16 protein-coding genes are annotated in these 16,644 nt (G+C 67.9%); 6 read left to right on the top strand and 10 right to left on the bottom strand.

What is annotated here, in order from left to right; all coding sequences use genetic code 11:
• Positions 1-8: 8 nt before the first annotated feature.
• From TK90_RS10560 to TK90_RS10550, 3 genes are all read left to right on the top strand, one after another.
• Positions 9-836 carry a slipin family protein gene (locus tag TK90_RS10560; protein WP_012983468.1) on the top strand — a complete coding sequence of 276 codons (828 nt, stop codon included), beginning with the start codon at positions 9-11 and terminating at the stop codon, positions 834-836.
• Between the two features lie 3 nt (positions 837-839).
• Positions 840-1,745: a site-specific tyrosine recombinase XerD gene (gene xerD, locus TK90_RS10555; RefSeq protein ID WP_012983467.1), complete on the top strand. Its 906-nt coding sequence runs from the start codon at positions 840-842 to the stop codon at positions 1,743-1,745.
• Positions 1,746-1,838: 93 nt separating this feature from the next.
• Positions 1,839-2,552 carry a DsbC family protein gene (locus TK90_RS10550; protein ID WP_012983466.1) on the top strand — a complete coding sequence of 238 codons (714 nt, stop codon included), beginning with the start codon at positions 1,839-1,841 and terminating at the stop codon, positions 2,550-2,552.
• Positions 2,553-2,699: 147 nt separating this feature from the next.
• Here TK90_RS10550 and trxA read toward each other — a convergent pair whose 3' ends face one another.
• A complete protein-coding gene (gene trxA / locus TK90_RS10545) occupies positions 2,700-3,575 on the bottom strand; it encodes a thioredoxin (RefSeq protein WP_012983465.1) in 876 nt (291 codons plus the stop codon).
• Between the two features lie 132 nt (positions 3,576-3,707).
• Between trxA and parE the strand changes: the two genes are divergently transcribed.
• Entirely contained in the window at positions 3,708-5,594 is a 1,887-nt protein-coding gene (gene parE / locus TK90_RS10540) for a DNA topoisomerase IV subunit B (RefSeq protein WP_012983464.1), read from the top strand.
• Between the two features lie 27 nt (positions 5,595-5,621).
• Here parE and TK90_RS10535 read toward each other — a convergent pair whose 3' ends face one another.
• The 9 genes from TK90_RS10535 to TK90_RS10495 all read right to left on the bottom strand — a co-directional run bounded on the left by TK90_RS10535 (position 5,622) and on the right by TK90_RS10495 (position 15,213).
• A complete protein-coding gene (locus TK90_RS10535) occupies positions 5,622-5,879 on the bottom strand; it encodes a type II toxin-antitoxin system RelE/ParE family toxin (RefSeq protein ID WP_012983463.1) in 258 nt (85 codons plus the stop codon).
• Entirely contained in the window at positions 5,866-6,099 is a 234-nt protein-coding gene (locus TK90_RS10530; RefSeq protein WP_012983462.1) for a hypothetical protein, read from the bottom strand. The genes TK90_RS10535 and TK90_RS10530 overlap by 14 nt, the downstream gene beginning before the upstream one ends.
• A gap of 81 nt (positions 6,100-6,180) precedes the next feature.
• Positions 6,181-9,261, bottom strand: a complete 3,081-nt coding sequence (locus TK90_RS10525) for an efflux RND transporter permease subunit (RefSeq protein ID WP_012983461.1) — start codon at positions 9,259-9,261, stop codon at positions 6,181-6,183.
• 11 nt (positions 9,262-9,272) lie between these two features.
• On the bottom strand, positions 9,273-10,934 hold the full coding sequence (locus tag TK90_RS10520; RefSeq protein WP_012983460.1) for an efflux RND transporter periplasmic adaptor subunit: 1,662 nt from the start codon (positions 10,932-10,934) through the stop codon (positions 9,273-9,275).
• Complete coding sequence (locus TK90_RS10515; protein WP_012983459.1) at positions 10,931-12,190, bottom strand: TolC family protein; 1,260 nt, start codon at positions 12,188-12,190, stop codon at positions 10,931-10,933. The genes TK90_RS10520 and TK90_RS10515 overlap by 4 nt, the downstream gene beginning before the upstream one ends.
• Before the next feature lie 75 nt (positions 12,191-12,265).
• Positions 12,266-12,646: a hypothetical protein gene (locus tag TK90_RS10510; RefSeq protein WP_012983458.1), complete on the bottom strand. Its 381-nt coding sequence runs from the start codon at positions 12,644-12,646 to the stop codon at positions 12,266-12,268.
• Positions 12,647-12,740: 94 nt separating this feature from the next.
• Positions 12,741-13,847 carry an alkene reductase gene (locus tag TK90_RS10505; protein WP_012983457.1) on the bottom strand — a complete coding sequence of 369 codons (1,107 nt, stop codon included), beginning with the start codon at positions 13,845-13,847 and terminating at the stop codon, positions 12,741-12,743.
• Positions 13,848-14,046: 199 nt separating this feature from the next.
• The gene (locus tag TK90_RS10500; protein ID WP_026148233.1) at positions 14,047-14,373 is read right to left on the bottom strand and encodes a DUF3634 family protein; all 327 of its coding nucleotides are present in this window, start codon (positions 14,371-14,373) and stop codon (positions 14,047-14,049) included.
• A gap of 12 nt (positions 14,374-14,385) precedes the next feature.
• Complete coding sequence (locus TK90_RS10495) at positions 14,386-15,213, bottom strand: M48 family metallopeptidase (RefSeq protein ID WP_026148232.1); 828 nt, start codon at positions 15,211-15,213, stop codon at positions 14,386-14,388.
• 236 nt (positions 15,214-15,449) lie between these two features.
• Between TK90_RS10495 and TK90_RS10490 the strand changes: the two genes are divergently transcribed.
• Positions 15,450-15,809: an MbcA/ParS/Xre antitoxin family protein gene (locus TK90_RS10490; RefSeq protein WP_012983454.1), complete on the top strand. Its 360-nt coding sequence runs from the start codon at positions 15,450-15,452 to the stop codon at positions 15,807-15,809.
• A 12-nt stretch (positions 15,810-15,821) separates the two neighbouring features.
• Complete coding sequence (locus TK90_RS10485; RefSeq protein ID WP_012983453.1) at positions 15,822-16,568, top strand: RES family NAD+ phosphorylase; 747 nt, start codon at positions 15,822-15,824, stop codon at positions 16,566-16,568.
• Positions 16,569-16,644 lie beyond the last annotated feature (76 nt).

Genomic DNA, 16,644 nt, shown 5'->3' with positions numbered 1-16,644 from the left:
AGCAGGACATGAACGATCTCGGTTTCTTTGTCGTCCCGCTAGTCATCCTGGTCGCCATCATCGTGATGTCGATCAAGGTGCTGCGCGAGTACGAGCGCGGCGTCATCTTCTTCCTCGGTCGCTTCCAGTCGGTCAAGGGCCCGGGCCTGATCATCGTGATCCCGGGCATCCAGCAGATGGTGCGGATCGACCTGCGCATCATTACGCTGGACGTGCCCAGCCAGGACGTGATCTCGCAGGACAACGTGACGGTCCGGGTGAACGCGGTGCTGTACTTCCGCGTAGTGGATTCCGCCAAATCGGTGATCCAGGTCGAGGACTATTACGCGGCCACCAGCCAGCTTGCGCAGACCACGCTGCGCTCGGTGCTCGGCAAGCATGATCTGGACGAGATGCTCTCCGAGCGCGACAAGCTGAACAACGACATCCAGGAAATCCTCGACAGCCAGACCGATGCCTGGGGCATCAAGGTCACCAATGTCGAGATCAAGCATGTCGACCTGGACGACTCGATGATTCGCGCCATTGCCCGCCAGGCCGAGGCCGAGCGCGAGCGGCGCGCCAAGGTCATCCACGCCGAGGGCGAGCTGCAGGCGGCCGAAAAGCTGGTGCAGGCCGCGCAGAAGATGGAGGCGAGCCCCGCCGCGCTGCAGCTGCGCTATTTGCAGACCATGGCCGACATGTCGACCAACGGCAACGCCAACTCCATCTTCTTCCCGTTGCCGCTGGAGCTGACTAAGGTCTTCGAGAACCTCGCCGGCAAGTTTCGTGCAGAGAACCCGGAGGCGCCCGGCAATATGGGCAACCCGGGTACTCCCGGAGGCGGTCAGTCGTAACGCGTGACCACCGCCGCGACGACCTCACCGGTCCTCGACCGCTTCCTGGACGAGCTCTGGGCGGTCGAGGGCCTCTCGGACCATACCCTGGCGGCCTACCGGCGCGACCTCGAGGCCCTGGCGCGCTGGCTGCATGGGCGCGGGGTTGCGCTCGAGGCAGCCAGTAGCGCCGATCTTCTGGCGTTCGTCAGTGCCCGCATGCAGGCGGGGGCACGGCCGAAATCCATTACCCGCGCGCTGTCCAGTATTCGTCGCTTCTATCGCTATCTGGTGCATCAGGGCGAACGCGAGGACGATCCCAGCGCCGGAATCGAATCCCCGCGTGCCGGCCGCCCGTTGCCGGACAGCCTGTCCGAGACTCAAGTCAATGCGCTGCTGGCGGCCCCCGAGCTGCACACTGAAGTGGGTCTGCGTGACCGCGCGATGCTCGAACTGATGTACGCCACCGGCCTGCGCGTATCCGAGCTGGTTGGGCTGGAGCAGTCCGAGGTGAACAGCCGTCAGGGGGTGGTGCGCATCACTGGCAAGGGCGACAAGGAACGCCTGGTACCGCTGGGTGAGGAGGCTGCCCACTGGCTGGCGCGTTATCTGCGAGAGGCACGCGGTGCACTGATGTCCGGCCATCCGCCAGTGGATACCGTGTTCGTGACCCGGCGAGGCAGGGGGCTCACCCGTCAGGCCTTTTGGTATCGCATCAAGCACTACGCCCAAGTGGCCGGAATCGAAGTGCCGCTGTCGCCCCATACCCTGCGCCACGCGTTCGCGACCCATCTGCTCGACCACGGCGCGGATCTGCGTGTGGTGCAGATGCTGCTGGGCCACAGCAGCCTGTCGACCACGCAAATCTATACCCACGTCGCACGCGCCCGCCTGCAGAGCCTGCATGCGGAACATCATCCCCGCGGCTGACGTCTATTACTGCGATCTTGCCGGCCTCGGCAGGCACCCCGCTTCGGGACTGCTAGACTGGCCCCGTTTTCTTGCACAGCTACGAGAGAGTCCATGTTTGTACAACGCGCACTGCCCCTGGCCATGCTGCTGGCCGCCTTCACCTCCACCGCCGCCGCGACCGATGCCATCGAAGAGCGCATGGCGGACGTGATCCCCAATGCCGAGATCGACAGCATCCAGGAGACCGGCATGGACGGGATCTATGAGGTGCGCTATGGCACCGAGATCTTCTATGTCTCCGGGGATGGCAAGTACCTGCTGCAGGGCAACCTGATTGACCTGGATACCCGCGACAACCTGACCCAAGGGTCACTGCGTGGTGTGCGCGCTGACATGTTCGCCGAGATCGACGACCGCGAACTGGTGGTCTATTCACCGAACGGCGACACCCGCGGCGTGCTGAATGTCTTTACCGATCCGAATTGCCCCTACTGCCGTGAGCTTCACCAGGACATCCCGCAGTACCTGGAGGCCGGCATCAAGGTGCGCTACCTGATGTTCCCTGTGCTGGGACAGAATTCCCCGGAGATCATGGACCGGATCTGGTGCGCGGATGACCGCGAGGACGCGATGGACCGCGCCAAGACTGGCGACACCCTGGACCATATCGACGGCAGCTGCGATACCCCGCAGGATGCACACTTGGCACTGGGCCAGCAGCTGAACGTGCGCGGGACCCCGGCCCTGATCACCGAGGACGGCCAGCAGATGTCCGGCTACCAGGAGCCGGAGGCCGTGATCGAACGGATCGTCGGCGGTAGCTGAGCCAGCAGCTCCCGGGTGGTGTTGCCTCGATCCATCCCGGGACATCGCCCTGTAGGAGGCCAGCCCTCTGGCCGATGCAGCACATGCAGGATCGGGCTTGCCTGCGAGGTCCCCGACGCGTGGATGAGGGCGTCGGTGTTTGCCTGATCAATACAGCAGCGACGCCATCTGCCGCCGGTACTGTCCGACCAGGGGGTGGTCGTCGCCCAGCACCTTGAACGCTGCCAGCAGGCCCTTCTGGCCGGCGCCGTCGTTGTAGGCGCGGTGCTGTTTCATCAGTTGCAGGTAAAGCCCCAGAGCCTCCTCGGCACGCCCGGAGAGCATCGCGTAGGCGGCCATCTTCTCCAGCGCTTCGGGACTGGGGTCGCCGGACTGGATCTCCTTCGCCACGGCCTGCGGGTCGATGCCGGCAGCGGTTTTGGCGAACACCAGACGGGCTCGCAGTTCCTTCACTGCATCCTGTTCGTGCTGGTCCAGCGGCAGCTTGTTCAGCTCCGTTTCGGCGGCGTCCGCATCGCCGGACTGGGCCAGCGCGCGGGCCAGTTCAATGCGCAGGTCGCCATGGTCGGGGTCCTCCTCGAGCGCGGCCTTGAGCGTGGCCAGGGCCCCATCCACGTCGCCGGTTCGGGCCTGTTCACGCGCCTGCTCGATGATCCTGTCCGAGGGCTTTTCCAGATAGCGGTCGATCATCGCGCGGATGTTCGGCTCCGGCTGCACGCCCATGAACTGGTCCACCGGCTTGCCGTGGCGGAACACCATCACCGTGGGCAGGCTGCGCACGCCGTACTGCTGGGCCAGAGCCTGCTGCTCGTCGCTGTTGACCTTGGCCAGGCGGAACTTGCCGGCGTATTGCGCGGCCAGTTGCTGCAGCAGCGGCATCAGCTGCTGGCAAGGCCCGCACCAAGCGGCCCAGAAGTCGACCACCACCGGGCGCTGATGGGACTCGTCCAGCACAGCCTGCTGGAAGCTTTCCTGGGTGACGTCGAGGATGTCCTCGCCGGTTGCGCTTGCGGCTTCTGCCATGGGAACCCTCCTGAAACGCTTGAATACGGAATTTGCAATGCAATTGTTGGGATCATGGGGGCGATTGCAAGCAGCCCTGATTTGCTACCCTTCGCGCATCCGCGAGCGCGCGATCGACACAGGAACCATTACGTGAGCTATTCCGCATCCGATATCGAGGTCCTCGAGGGGCTGGACCCGGTGCGCAAGCGCCCGGGCATGTATACCGACACGACCCGCCCGAACCACCTCGCGCAGGAGGTGATCGACAACTCGGTGGACGAGGCGATCAGCGGCCACGCCAAGCGCATCGACGTGATCCTGCACAAGGACGACTCGGTCTCGGTGTCGGATGACGGTCGCGGCATGCCGGTGGACCTGCACCCGCGCGAGAATCGCCCCGGGGTCGAGGTGATCCTGTCCACGCTGCATGCGGGCGGGAAGTTCTCGGACAAGAACTACCAGTTCTCCGGTGGCCTGCACGGGGTCGGCGTGTCGGTGGTCAATGCGCTGTCGAAGCAGCTCGAGGTGCAGATCAAGCGCGATGGCCGCGAGTACCGCATGGCGTTCGCCGGCGGGTACAAGACCCAGGATCTGGAGGCGGTCGGCGACGTCGGCAAGCGCAACACCGGCACCACGCTGCACTTTTGGCCGGACCCGCAGTATTTCGATTCCGCGAAGTTCTCGGTGCCCCGGCTCAAGCACATCCTGCGCGCGAAGGCCGTGTTGTGCCCGGGCCTGACCGTCACGTTCCATGACGAGACCACCGGCGAGGCCTGCGAGTGGTGCTATCAGGCGGGGCTGCGCGACTACCTGGTGGAGGCCCTGGACGGCCTGGAGCGGGTGCCGGAGGAGCCGTTCATGGGGTCGGTCTCCGGGGCCACCGAGGCCGCCGACTGGGCGGTGACCTGGCTGCCGGAGGGCGGCGAGGTCGTCAGCGAGAGCTACGTGAACCTGATCCCGACCACCCAGGGCGGGACGCATGTGAACGGCCTGCGCACCGGCCTGACCGAGGCCGTGCGCGAGTTCTGCGAGTTTCGCAGCCTGCTCCCCCGCGGGATCAAGCTGGCCCCGGAAGACGTCTGGGAACGGGTCGCCAGTGTGCTGTCGTTCAAGATGCAGGACCCGCAGTTCGCCGGGCAGACCAAGGAACGCCTGTCCTCGCGTCAGGCCGCGCCGTTTGTCTCCGGCGTGGTCAAGGACGCCTTCAGTCTGTGGCTGAACCAGCACCCGCAGCAGGGCGAGCGCATCGCCGAACTGGCGATCCAGAACGCGCAAAAGCGCAGCCGCGCCGGGCGCAAGGTGGTGCGCAAGAAGGTCACCCAGGGCCCGACCCTGCCGGGCAAGCTGGCCGACTGCGCCAGCCAGGACCTGGAGCGCACCGAGCTGTTCCTGGTCGAGGGCGACTCCGCCGGCGGCTCCGCCAAGCAGGCGCGCGATCGCGACTTCCAGGCGATCATGCCGCTGCGTGGCAAGATCCTGAATTCCTGGGAGGTGGACCCTGACCAGGTGCTGGGCTCGCAGGAGATCCACGACATCTCCGTGGCCCTGGGTGTGGACCCGGGCCAGGCCAGCCTGGACGGGCTGCGCTACGGCAAGGTCTGCATCCTGGCCGATGCCGACTCCGACGGCGCGCACATCGCAACGCTGCTGTGTGCGCTGTTCCTGAAGCACTTCCGCCCGCTGGTGGAGCGGGGGCACGTGTACATCGCCATGCCGCCGCTTTACCGCGTGGACGTCGGCAAGCAGACCTTCTATGCCCTGGACGACGACGAGAAGGCCGGCGTGCTGGAACGCATCGAGGCGGAAAAGATGAAGGGCAAGGTCTCCGTGACCCGCTTCAAGGGGCTGGGCGAGATGAACCCGCTACAGCTGCGCGAGACCACCATGAACCCGGACACCCGGCGCCTGGTGCAGCTCACCCTCGACGCCGCCGACGACACCATGCAGCTGCTGGACATGCTGCTCGGCAAGAAACGCGCCTCCGAACGCCGCGCCTGGCTGGAAGGCAAGGGCCACCTGGCCGACGTCGCCGTCTGACAGCCTGTTGAGAGATCACACCTAGAGTTACCGATAGACCTCACGGCGGTGGCCGATCTTCACCACCGTGACGATCAGTTGCTCGTCCTGGATCTCGTAGAGGATGCGGTAGGCGCCTTGCCGCACACGGTAGCGTTCCTGCGCGGAAAGCTTCTCGCTGCCCGGTGGGCGGGGGTCCTCTGCCAGCGAAGCGATGCGCTCCAGGATGCGGCGTACGTCCCTGTCGGGAACCCGTCGCAGATCCTTGGCGACGGACTTGCGGACCACAACCTCAAAGCTTGCCATGCGCCTTCAGGTCGTCGAGGAGCGCCTCGTAGGACATGGTCGGCTCTGCAACGCGATCCTCGAACGCCCTCAAATCCTCCTGGTCCTCGATCAGTACTTGGCGCACGGCGCGATTGACCAGATCGGAGATCGAGCACTGGGTGGAGGCGGCCTTCATACGCAGGGCGCGGTGCAGGTCCGGTTCGAAATACACGGTGGAACGCTTGTTCGGCTCGTTCATTGGAGCCTCCGGGATGATGGATACAAGGTTCATTGTAGCGCTGTGGCGTCATGACGCCACAGCGTCAGGGTCGAACCGGCGTCAGGCCCGCGCCGCGGCGCGCGACCGGACCCAGTGGTACAGGGCCGGCAGCACAATCATGTTGAGCGCGGTGGAGCCGAGCAGGCCGCCGAGGATCACGATGGCCATCGGGGCCTGGATCTCGGTGCCGGTCTCGCCCAGGCCCAGCGCCAGCGGGACGAGCGCCAGCGCGGCGGTGAGCGCGGTCATCAGGATCGGCGTCAGCCGCTCCAGTGCGCCGCGTTCCACGGCCTCGTCCAGCGGCACGCCCTCGGCCGCCAGGCTCTGGTAGCGGCTGATCAGCAGCAGCCCGTTGCGCACGGCGATGCCGAACAGGGTGATGAACCCGACCAGCGCCGCGATGGTCAGCACGCCGCCCATGGCGAACACGGCGATCACCCCGCCGATCAGCGCCAGCGGGATGTTGACCATCACCAGCAGGACCAGGGTCAGCGAGCGCAGGGCCAGTTGCAGCACCACCAGCATGGCGACCAGGACGCCGGCGGACACGATGGCGATGGTCCGGCTGGCCTGGGCCTCGGCCTCGAACTGGCCGCCCAGTTCCACGCGATAGCCCTCGGGCAGTGCTACCCGTTCGTCGATGGTGGCGCGGACCTCGTCGGCCGCCCCGCGCAGGTCACGCCCTGCCACGTTGGCGCTGACCACCAGGCGGCGTTCGGCGTTTTCGCGGTTGACCTGGGCGGGGCCGCGTTCGATCCGCGGTTCGGCCACGTCGCCCAGCCGGATGTTGTGCCCGGTCGGCGTGCGCATCGGGATGTCGGCCAGGCGGTCCAGCTCGCGCCGCTCCACGGGCAGCTGCACGACCAGGTCGAAACGCCGCTCCCCCTCGAAGATCTGGGCGACGCGGGCGCCGCGCCAAGCGGTCTCCAGGGTCTCCGCGGCGTCGGCCACGGTCAGGCCGTAGCGGGCGAGGGCGCTGCGATCGGCATGCAGCCGGATTTGTGGCACCGCGGCGACGGGCTCGATCGACAGGTCGACCAGGCCGTCGATGCCCTCGAGGGTTCGCTCGACCTCGCCCGCCAGGCGCTGCAGTTCGCCCAGGCCCGGGCCGAAGATCTTCACCGACAGGTTCGCGCGCACGCCGGTCAGCATATGGTCGATGCGGTGCGAGATCGGCTGGCCGATGTTGAACTGGCCAGGAAACGCGGCCAGCCCCTCGCGCAGCTCCTCGAGAAACGCTTCCTTCCCCTGCGGCAGCGGGCCCAGACGGACATCCAGTTCGCTCAGATGGGGCGGCTGGGTGTGTTCGGCCCCTTCGGCCCGTCCGGTACGGCGGGCGACGGAGAGGATCGGATCCTGTTCCAGCAGCCAGCGTTCCACCTGGCCGGCCATCTCCGCCGCGGTCTCCAGGCCGGTGCCGGGCGGGGTCGCCATCTCGATGGTCAGGCTGCCTTCGTTGAAGTCGGGCAGAAAGGAGCGCCCGAGCAGCAGCGTGGCCGCCAGGGTGGCGATGGCAAGGGCTGCCGAGATGACCACCACACTGCGGCGAAAGCGCAGGGTGGCGCGCAGCAGCGGGCGGTAGGCGCGCTGCAGGGCCGCGGCCACCGGCGGTTCGCGACCCGCGCTACGCTCCGCGACCGCGGGCAGCAGCCAACGGGCGAGCACCGGCGTCACGGTCAGGGCGACCATGAGCGAGGCCGCGATCGCGACCAGATAGGCCAGCCCCAGCGGCTGCAGCAGGCGGCCCTCCACCCCGCTCAGGAAGAACAGCGGGGCGAACGCCAGCATGATGATCACGGTGGAATAGACCACCGGATAGCGCATCTCCGAGCAGGCCCGGCGTACGGTCTCGTCCAGGCTGGCCCGATCGCGGTCGCCGCCGTTCTCGCGCAGGCGGCGATAGATGTTCTCCACGAAGATGATGGCATCGTCGACCAGCGCGCCGATGGCGATGGTCATGCCGCCCAGGGTCATGGTGTTGATGGTGATGCCCAGCGCGTGCAGCACCAGCAGGGCGACGGTCAACGACAGCGGGATGGCCAGCGCCGAGATCAGCGTGATCCGTACGCTCAGCAGGAACACCAGCAGGATCAGCACCACGAAGATCGCCCCGTCGCGCAGGGCCTTGCCCACGTTCGCCACTGCCGTCTGGATGAAATCGGCCTGGCGGAACAGGTTGGGTTCGATGGTGACACCCTCGGGCAGGCCGGCTTCGAGCCGCGCGAGGGTCTCGTTGATCGAACGCGTCAGGTCGAGGGTGTCGGCATCTGGCTGTTTGGAGACGGCCAGCACCACACCGGGGTGGCCGTTCACGCCGCCATCCCCGACCGGGATGGAGGGCCCCATCGCGACCTCCGCGACATGCCGTACCAGGATCGGCATGCCGTCGCGTACTGCGACCACGGCCTGTTCGATCTCGTCCAGCCGCTCGGCGCGACCGAGGAAGCGGATCAGGTAGTCCTGGCCGCCCTCGCTGAGCCGGTCGCCGCCCGCATTGCGGCTGGCCTGTTCCAGTGCGTCCCGGACCTCGGCGAGGTTCAGGCCGAACGCCGCGAGGCGCTCCGGGGAGACTTGCACCTGGTATTGGCGGACCTGGCCGCCCAGGGTGGTCACCTGGGCCACGCCGGGGATGGCCTCCAGCTGCCGCGCTACCACCCAGTCCGCGACTTCGCGGGCGCGCATGCCATCCGCACGGGCGTCGTCACGTACGCCGAGATAGGCGATCTCGCCCATGATCGAGCTGATCGGCCCCAGCTGCGGGGCGGCGACGCCTTCGGGGAGTTGCGCCTGCACGCGCCCCAGCCGCTCGTTGACGACCTGCCGGGCCTGGTAGATCTCCTCGCCCCACTCGAACTCCACCCACACCAGCGAGAAGCCGGCCACGGACTGCGAGCGCACGCGGCGCACCCCGCTCGCGCCGCTGACCGCGGACTCGATCAGGTAGCTGACCTGCTGTTCCACCTCCTCGGCGGCCAGGCCGGGGGCCTCGGTCATCACCGTTACGGTGGGTGCGGTCAGGTCCGGGAATACGTCGATCGGGGTCTGGCTGGCCTGCCAGGCGCCCAGCAGCAGGAGGCCGAGGGCCCCGGCCATCACCAGCAGGCGGTTGGCGAGGGACCATCGAATCAGTCGATCCAGCATTGGGTGGCCTCCTAGTGGCTGTGGCCGTGGCCGATGTCATCGGTATCGCGGCCCGCGAGCAGGACTGCATAGGCGCCCTGGACCACCACCCGTTCGTCCGCCTCGACCCCGGCGAGGATCTCCACCCGGCCGGCGGAACGAATCCCGGTACGCACCGGTCGCCGCTCGAACGTCTCGCCCCCGGTCTGGACCATCACCACCTGCACGCCGTCGTCGTCGATCAGTGCCGCGGCCGGGAGCGTGACGCGGTGCCGCGATGGCCCTGCCGCCAGCGAGACGGTCAGCGGCATGCCGGGCCGGTACCGGGTGTCCGTGTCCTCCAGCGCAAAGGCGACCGGCAGCGTCTGCCCGGGCCCGTCGAATGCACCGCCTTCCCAGACCGGTTCGCCGCCGATGGCATGCCACTCGCGACTGCCCGGGTGGCGCATGGCCGGATCGGCCAGGGAGGTGACCCGCTCCAGGTCCGCCGGGTAGAGGTGCGCCACCAGCCACAGCGTCTCGCCATCGAGCACGCGGGCCAGTTGCTGGCCGGCCTGGACGACCTCTCCGGGGCTGACATCCAGGGACTCCACCCGGCCACCCGCCGGGGCGCGCAGGGCCAGGGTGCCGGAGACGGCGCTACCGTCGAGCCGTTCCTGGCGGTCGCGGGCGTCGTCCAGTTCGGCCCGCGCGGTGTTGCGTTCGCGGCGGGCCTCCACCACCCGACTGTCGGCGATCACGCCCTCCTCGGCGAGCGCCGTCAGACGCTCCAGATCCGCCTCGGCCGCGGTCAGACGTTCCTGTGCGCGGGCGAGATCCAGGGCCAGGCCGCTGGAGGTGCCGCTGTCCGGCAAGACCGCCAGACGCATCAGACTGTCCCCGGCGTTGACCTCGCGCCCGGGTGCCGGCCATTCCCCGTCGGCCGTGATGACGCCATCGGCGGGCGCGATCAGCCGCGTGCGCTTGCCGGGTACCTCGCGGATGGTCCCCGGGACTTCGATGCGTTCGGCGAACGGCTCATAACGGGCCGGGGCGGTGGCGAAGCGCATGCGCCACTGGGTCTCCTTGAGAAAGGTGATCGTGTCGTCCGCGTCGTGCGCGTGCCCTTCGTCGCCATGGCCGTGATCGTGTCCATGGTCATCGTGGCCGTGATCGTCTCCGTGGTCGTCCTCGCCATGGGCATGCCTGCGGTCGTCGCCCGCATGGTCATGGTCATGGTCGTGACCGTGATCTTCGTCCCCTTGGTCGTGATCCCCGGGGACGTGTACCTGACCGAGCGTGCTCTCGCGCATGCCGTCGGCGTCTTCGTGGACGGCCGTCAGGTAATAGCGTCCCGGCGCGGGCAGGGTCAGGGGGACCGCGAAGATGCCTTCCCGGTCGAGGCCGGCCGTGGCCTCGCTGAATATCTCCCCGTAGCGGTTATGCATCTGCAGGGTTACCTCCCCCGTGGTGACCGGCCGGAAGTCGTCCAGCCAGGTGGCATGGACCACGAAGGTCTCCGTTGCCCCCGGCGCCGGGGCGCCGGCCTCCAGGAACCATTCCAGCTCGGCGCCCCAGTGCGTGATCTCGAGGTCGTCGGCCAGGGCGGGACCGGTAGCGAGGGCCGTCGCGAGGGCGAGGGCCAGCAGGGTGATGATGCGCGTGATCCGATGGGCGACGCGGTGGGCGATGCGGTGGGCGATTCGGTGGGTCATTGGGTGTCCTCCACGAGGCTAAGCCCCGCTGCGATGCGCAGTTCGCGCCACTCGGCCCAGCTCTGGGCGAGCAGCTCGTGTTCCTGTTCGATCGCGTTGAAATGGGTGTTGTAGGCCTCGAGCAGCTCCAGCAGCGAGGCCTCGCCGGCCTCGTAGCCGCGGTAGGTCAGCTCGCGCACGCGCCGGGCGGGTGCCAGCGTCTCGCCCCGGTGGCGCTCGAGTTCGTCCAGCAGGTGCGCCAGGTGCACGGTGCCGACCTCGACCTGTCGGGTCAGGTCGCGCTGCAGGGCCCGGCGCTCGGTCTGGCGGGTGTAGTGATCCGCCACCGATTCGCGCACGCGACCCTGGTTGCGGTCCCACAGCGGTAGTTCCAGTTGTAGCCCGATGCCGGTCGAGGTGTCGCGGCGGCCGTCGATCACCTCACGTTCCTGGAACAGCCGGATGCCGATGTCCGGGCGCCCTTCGGCGCGGGCACGGGCAATCTCCAGCTGCGCCGCCTGTTGCCGCTCGGAGGCAGCGCGCAGGGCGGGGTGGCGGTCCACCACCGTCCCGGGCGCGGCCCGGGTGGGCCGCGGCGGCGGGGCGTCGAAGGCGGGGGCGGTGCCCATCCCGGCCGGGCGCCGGTCGAGCCAGGCGGCGAGGGTGGCGCGGGCCTCGGTCCGTTCGCCCTCGGCGGCCTCCAGTTGACGCATGGCCTCGGAACGGAACAGGTCGATGCGCAGCCGCTCGCGTTCGGAGAGGTCGCCGCGTTCCTGTCGCAGTCGGGCGATGCGCCCCAGGCGCTCGGCCTCGTCCAGGCGCTCGCGCGCCAGCTCGAACCCCGCCTCTGCCTGCTGCCAGGCATGAAACGCCGCGCCGATCCGGCCTTCCAGTTCCAGGCGGTCGGCGTGGGTCTGCGCCTCGGTCGCGGCGAGACGGGCGCTGGCGGCATCACGGCGGTGTCCGATCTGCCCCCACAGCGGGAGGGGCTGAGTCACGGCGATCCCGCTCAGCGAATAGCCGCCGCGCCCGTCCTCCATCCCGAGCCCGTCGGAGGCCTCGGCCTCCAGTGTCGGGTTGGGCCAGCGTCCCGCCTGATCGCGCGCGCCGCGCTGCGCGTCAATACGGTGTTCGAAGGCCTCGGCCTCGGGGGCCACAGAAAGCCCGTGCGTGACCGCGCGCTCCAGGGTCCAGCGGTCCGTGTCCGCGTGCACGGCGGGCAGGCAAAGCAGTCCGATCAGTCCGGCGACCGACCAGGAAGTTACCGAATTGGGCATGGGAAGCACTCCCCATTGATGACGATCCAGGCTGCGCCCCGAAAGGCGTCAGCACGCTACGTTCGAATCAACGGGTCAGGCGGGCGGCCCGCGCAGCGGCGGCGCGAGCCAGGGAGGGGATGCGCGAAGGGGCCAGGCAAGGTCGGCGATGCGCGGGGGTGCGCGTGGGGTCGCCACGGACAGGTCGCCGGCCGTGGTGGGCAGCGCCGCGCCGGGCAGATCGAATCCGATCACCGGCTTGCCGGTGGCCTGCGGCGTCAGATCGACCTCGGCCGCCTCGTTATGATGGTGCACATGCTCGGCATCGTGCGCCGCATGCAGCGGCGAGGGGTGATCGTGATGATCGTGATCGCCCACGTGCAGGTGCAGCCCTGCGCCCTGCAGCAGGGGCACGGCCAGCACCAGGCTCAGGACCAGCAGGGCGTGCAGCCACGTATGACGGTTGGCAGTGCGCATCGAGCCGCATTCTACGCCGGGTCCAGGAAAAGGGCAAGACGCCACGCGTGCATGGGTTGCGTAAATGACCCCCGGGGACCCCCGGGGGTCGGTTTCAGTCGGATAGCGCCGGGTAGTCGGTGTAGCCGTGTTCGTCGCCGCCGTAGAAGGTGGCTTCGTCCCACTCGTTGAGCGAGGCGCCCCGGCGGAAGCGCTCGGGCAGGTCCGGGTTGGCGATGAACGGGCGGCCGAAGGTGACCAGGTCGCAGCGGCCGGCGTCGATGCGCTGGCGGGCCTCTTCGGCGGTGTAGGCGCCGTTGCCGATGTAGGTACGCCTGAAACGCGAACGGATCGCCTCGATGATGGATTCCGGGCGACCGGTCTCGTGGTTGCCCTGGAAGGAGTCCTCCACCACCTCGATGTAGGCGATGCCGGTGGCGTCTAGGGCCTCGGCGAAGGCGCTGTACGTTTCTAGCGGATCATCATCGTGCATGCCGTTGAAACTGCCGGTGGGGCTCACGCGGATGCCGACACGTTCCGGTCCCCAGATCTCGATCACGGCGCGCACCACCTCCAGCGGCAGGCGGATGCGATTCTCCACCGTCCCACCGTAGGCGTCGGTGCGATGGTTGCTGCCACTGCGGATGAACTGGTCCAGCAGATAGCCGTTGGCCGCGTGGATCTGCACGCCGTCGAAGCCGGAGGCCTTGGCATTCCGAGCGCCCTGACGGTACTGCTCCACGATCCCGGGCAGTTCGTTGAGCTCCAGCGCGCGTGGCTGCTGCACCTCGACCATGCCCGATTCGGCGCTGATGAAGGTGTAGGCCCCCTCGGGTTTGATCGCGGAGGGCGCGACGGGGAGTGCGCCATTGGGCTGCAGCTCCGGGCGCGAGATCCGGCCCACGTGCCACAGCTGCGCCTGGATGCGTCCGCCGGCGCCATGCACGGCGTCCGTCACCTTGCGCCAGCCCGCCATCTGCTCGGGCGAGTGGATGCCCGGGGTGAACGCGTAGCCCTTGCCCTGCGGCGAGACCTGGGTGGCCTCGCTGATGATCAGACCGGCGCCGGCGCGCTGGGCGTAGTACTCGGCGTTCAGGTCCGTGGGCACATCGCCTGGCTGTCCGGCGCGCGAGCGCGTCAGCGGCGACATCAGCATCCGGTTCGGAAGTTCCAGCGGGCCCAGACTGTAGGGGCGAAAAAGTGCGTCATCCTGCTCAGCCATGGGCCGTTGTCCTTTCGTGCGTTGTGGTTCCGTGCGGTTTTCCGACCGGGGCGGCATCGAGTCGTTCCCCCGATCATGGCGAAGGGGCGGCTTGATCATCCCGGGTCCGGAGGATCTGCGGACGATGGGGGCACAAAGCGGGGCGTGCCGGTCCTGACGGCCTTTGGGCAGGCCGACGTAGCCCTGTTCGGCGTCTCCCTTAGCGGCGTCTTCTTCTGCGGCGACGCCCGAGTTTGATGCGTTGCAGGGCGGTCTGCAGTTCGGTGCGCGCCTCCCGTGGGATAGAGCTGGAGGCGCGCAGGCGAGGGCCCTCGCGGGTGCGCATGGCGGTCAGGCGCCCGCGCTGGATCCCGTAGCGGCGGGCGATATCCCGGGCGGCATGTTCGAAGTGCATGGGCACGTCGCCGCGTCGTGCCCGGGGTTTGCCGTCTGTGATCTCGATGCTGAACAGGATGCTGGCCTGCCAGATGATCAGCGCTGCTGCTGCGAGCAGAAGCGCGATCATGAGCAGTAACGCGGTAAGCATGGACATGGCGTTTTAGTCCGACTCCGGTTCCGGCAACGCCTCGACCTCGCGGCGAAAACGCTGGAAATCGTCGCTGTCGCGGGCTAGGCCGTCCAGCGTCTCCGCCGGTATCGAGTCGATCCGGGCCTGGGTGTTTTCAACGCGCTCGCGGGTAGCGGGGTGGGTAGCAAAGAACTGCTCGACCCGGCTGGGGTCCCGATCGCGTTCGTCCAGCAGGGTCTCGAAGAACGAGACGAGGCCGATCGGATGGATACCCGCATCCACCAGATAGCCGATGGCCACGTCGTCCGCCTCGCGTTCGGCCTCGCGGCTGTAGCCGGCGAACACGCCCGCCGCACCCACTTGCACGGCCACCTGCTCGGCCGCGCCGGGGTCGCGCCCGAGTATCACGCCGTAGACGACCGCAAGCCCCATTTCCGCCTGCTGCGCGCGGCGCCACTGGTCGATACCGTGGCGCTTCACTACGTGTCCGACCTCGTGCGCCAGTACCCCGGCCAGCTCGGACATGTCGTCGGCGCGTTCGATCAGCCCGCGATAGATGTAGATGTGCCCGCCTGGTACGGCGAAGGCATTCACGTCCGGGCCGTTGACGACATAGAAGGTGTAGTCGATCTCGTCGCGGTCATCGGCCACCGCCGCAATCGACTGGCCCAGCGAGTTGATGTAATCGCGGATCGCGGGCGCCTCGACAATCGGCAGCTCCGCGTTCAGGTCCTGGGCCAGCTCGTCCCCCAGTTCGCGCTCCTCCTGTACCGATACACGGGGCGCGCAGGCACTGGCCAGCACGAATACTCCGACCAGCGCCAGCACCGCTGCCAGTCGTCCGTACGCCGCTCGCATTCTGATCACCGTCATTCCTTGCCTCGTTGTGATTTGTGTCCATCGACACCCTCAACATAGAGGGTTTTGTCACGGACCGGGAGCCCTGTGCGCATCCAGTTCGTGACAGTGTGCCCGTTGTGGCTTGCCGGGGTGCGTGGATGTCCAGGCTGCTGGTATTTCGCGGGATCTCGATCCATAATGTGCATAAAGCACATAATGATTGTAAATGTGCATGATTGGTGTGGAGGTGTGCCATGAGTGTCGCAACGGTAGCCGTCCCGGAGCGCGCGGATGTCCTGCGCGAGGCGCTGGTCAATGCCGGCAAGGCGCTGGGTCTCACCCAGGCTGATCTGGGCGACGTCGTCGGGCGCGGCCGTACGGATATCAGCCGCGGCAACATCGATCCGGCCAGCAAGCCGGGCGAGCTGGCGCTGTTGCTGATCCGCTGCTATCGCGCGCTGTACGTCCTGACCGGCGGGGACGCCGCGGCCATGAAACACTGGATGCACACGCAGAATCATCACACCGGCGGAGTGCCCGCCGAGCAGATCCGCACGGTGCAGGGGCTGGTGGGCGTGCTGGAGTATCTCGACGCGATCCGCGGCAAGCTGTGATGCGAAACTGACATGCCGGACTGGAATGCGCTGGTCGAAGCCGCGCCGCGCGTCACGCTGAGAGGGGAGGTATTGCGCCTGGTCGAGAGCCAGGAGCAGGTCGCTACCAACCAGCTCGTTTCCTCACTCGACCGTCAGGCTGTGCTGGAGGAGATGCTGGAGGCGACCAAGCCGCCCCGGCGCCCGGGCACGGAACGGCTGCATTATCTGCTGGCGACCCCGTTTCGCTATCCGCCACTGCGCCATGGTTCGCGCTTCGGCCGTCGCCACGAGCCCAGCCTGTTCTACGGCGCCCTGCGCGAGCGCACCGTCCTGGCCGAGGCCGCTTATTACCGGTTCGTCTTCTGGCACGGCATGGCGACGCCGCCAGCGCGCAAGCTGGATACACAGCACACCCTGTTGGCCGCGCGCTACCTGAGCCCCGATGGCCTGCAGCTCCACGAGCCTCCGTTCGCGGAACACATAAAGCGGCTGCGGCACCCCGCCGACTACCAGGCCACACAGGCCCTGGGTGCCATCATGCGCGAGAGCGGCGTCGACCTGTTCGAGTATGCGTCTGCCCGTGACCGCGAGGCCGGCCTGAACCTCGCGCTCTTCAATGCGCGCCCGTTTACCCGCAACAAGCCGACGCGCCAGGACCCCTGGCTGTGCCAGCTCAACGCGGAATGCGTCCGCTTCCTCAAGCCCCGCGACGGCACTCTGTATGAATTCCCGTTGAGCCAATTTCTTTATCAGGGGCACCTGCCGCTACCGGCCTGATCAGTGCGCCCGAATGCCGCCCGGCAGGGGCTGGTTGTGGCAACGCGGCTCGTGTAGCTCGAGTCCGTCGCCAGCA

This window comes from Thioalkalivibrio sp. K90mix (assembly GCF_000025545.1).
Classification (GTDB): Bacteria; Pseudomonadota; Gammaproteobacteria; order Ectothiorhodospirales; family Ectothiorhodospiraceae; genus Thioalkalivibrio.
This window is presented reverse-complemented; position numbering and strand designations above follow the sequence as displayed.

Excerpts from the sequence above, each read along its gene's own strand:
- TK90_RS10560 (WP_012983468.1), top strand. The coding sequence starts at position 9 with ATGAACGATCTCGGTTTCTTTGTCGTCCCGCTAGTCATCCTGGTCGCC.
- TK90_RS10550 (WP_012983466.1), top strand. The coding sequence starts at position 1,839 with ATGTTTGTACAACGCGCACTGCCCCTGGCCATGCTGCTGGCCGCCTTC.
- trxA (WP_012983465.1), bottom strand. The coding sequence starts at position 3,575 with ATGGCAGAAGCCGCAAGCGCAACCGGCGAGGACATCCTCGACGTCACC.
- TK90_RS10535 (WP_012983463.1), bottom strand. The coding sequence starts at position 5,879 with ATGGCAAGCTTTGAGGTTGTGGTCCGCAAGTCCGTCGCCAAGGATCTG.
- TK90_RS10530 (WP_012983462.1), bottom strand. The coding sequence starts at position 6,099 with ATGAACGAGCCGAACAAGCGTTCCACCGTGTATTTCGAACCGGACCTG.
- TK90_RS10525 (WP_012983461.1), bottom strand. The coding sequence starts at position 9,261 with ATGCTGGATCGACTGATTCGATGGTCCCTCGCCAACCGCCTGCTGGTG.
- TK90_RS10520 (WP_012983460.1), bottom strand. The coding sequence starts at position 10,934 with ATGACCCACCGAATCGCCCACCGCATCGCCCACCGCGTCGCCCATCGG.
- TK90_RS10515 (WP_012983459.1), bottom strand. The coding sequence starts at position 12,190 with ATGCCCAATTCGGTAACTTCCTGGTCGGTCGCCGGACTGATCGGACTG.
- TK90_RS10510 (WP_012983458.1), bottom strand. The coding sequence starts at position 12,646 with ATGCGCACTGCCAACCGTCATACGTGGCTGCACGCCCTGCTGGTCCTG.
- TK90_RS10505 (WP_012983457.1), bottom strand. The coding sequence starts at position 13,847 with ATGGCTGAGCAGGATGACGCACTTTTTCGCCCCTACAGTCTGGGCCCG.
- TK90_RS10500 (WP_026148233.1), bottom strand. The coding sequence starts at position 14,373 with ATGCTTACCGCGTTACTGCTCATGATCGCGCTTCTGCTCGCAGCAGCA.
- TK90_RS10495 (WP_026148232.1), bottom strand. The coding sequence starts at position 15,213 with ATGCGAGCGGCGTACGGACGACTGGCAGCGGTGCTGGCGCTGGTCGGA.
- TK90_RS10490 (WP_012983454.1), top strand. The coding sequence starts at position 15,450 with ATGAGTGTCGCAACGGTAGCCGTCCCGGAGCGCGCGGATGTCCTGCGC.
- TK90_RS10485 (WP_012983453.1), top strand. The coding sequence starts at position 15,822 with ATGCCGGACTGGAATGCGCTGGTCGAAGCCGCGCCGCGCGTCACGCTG.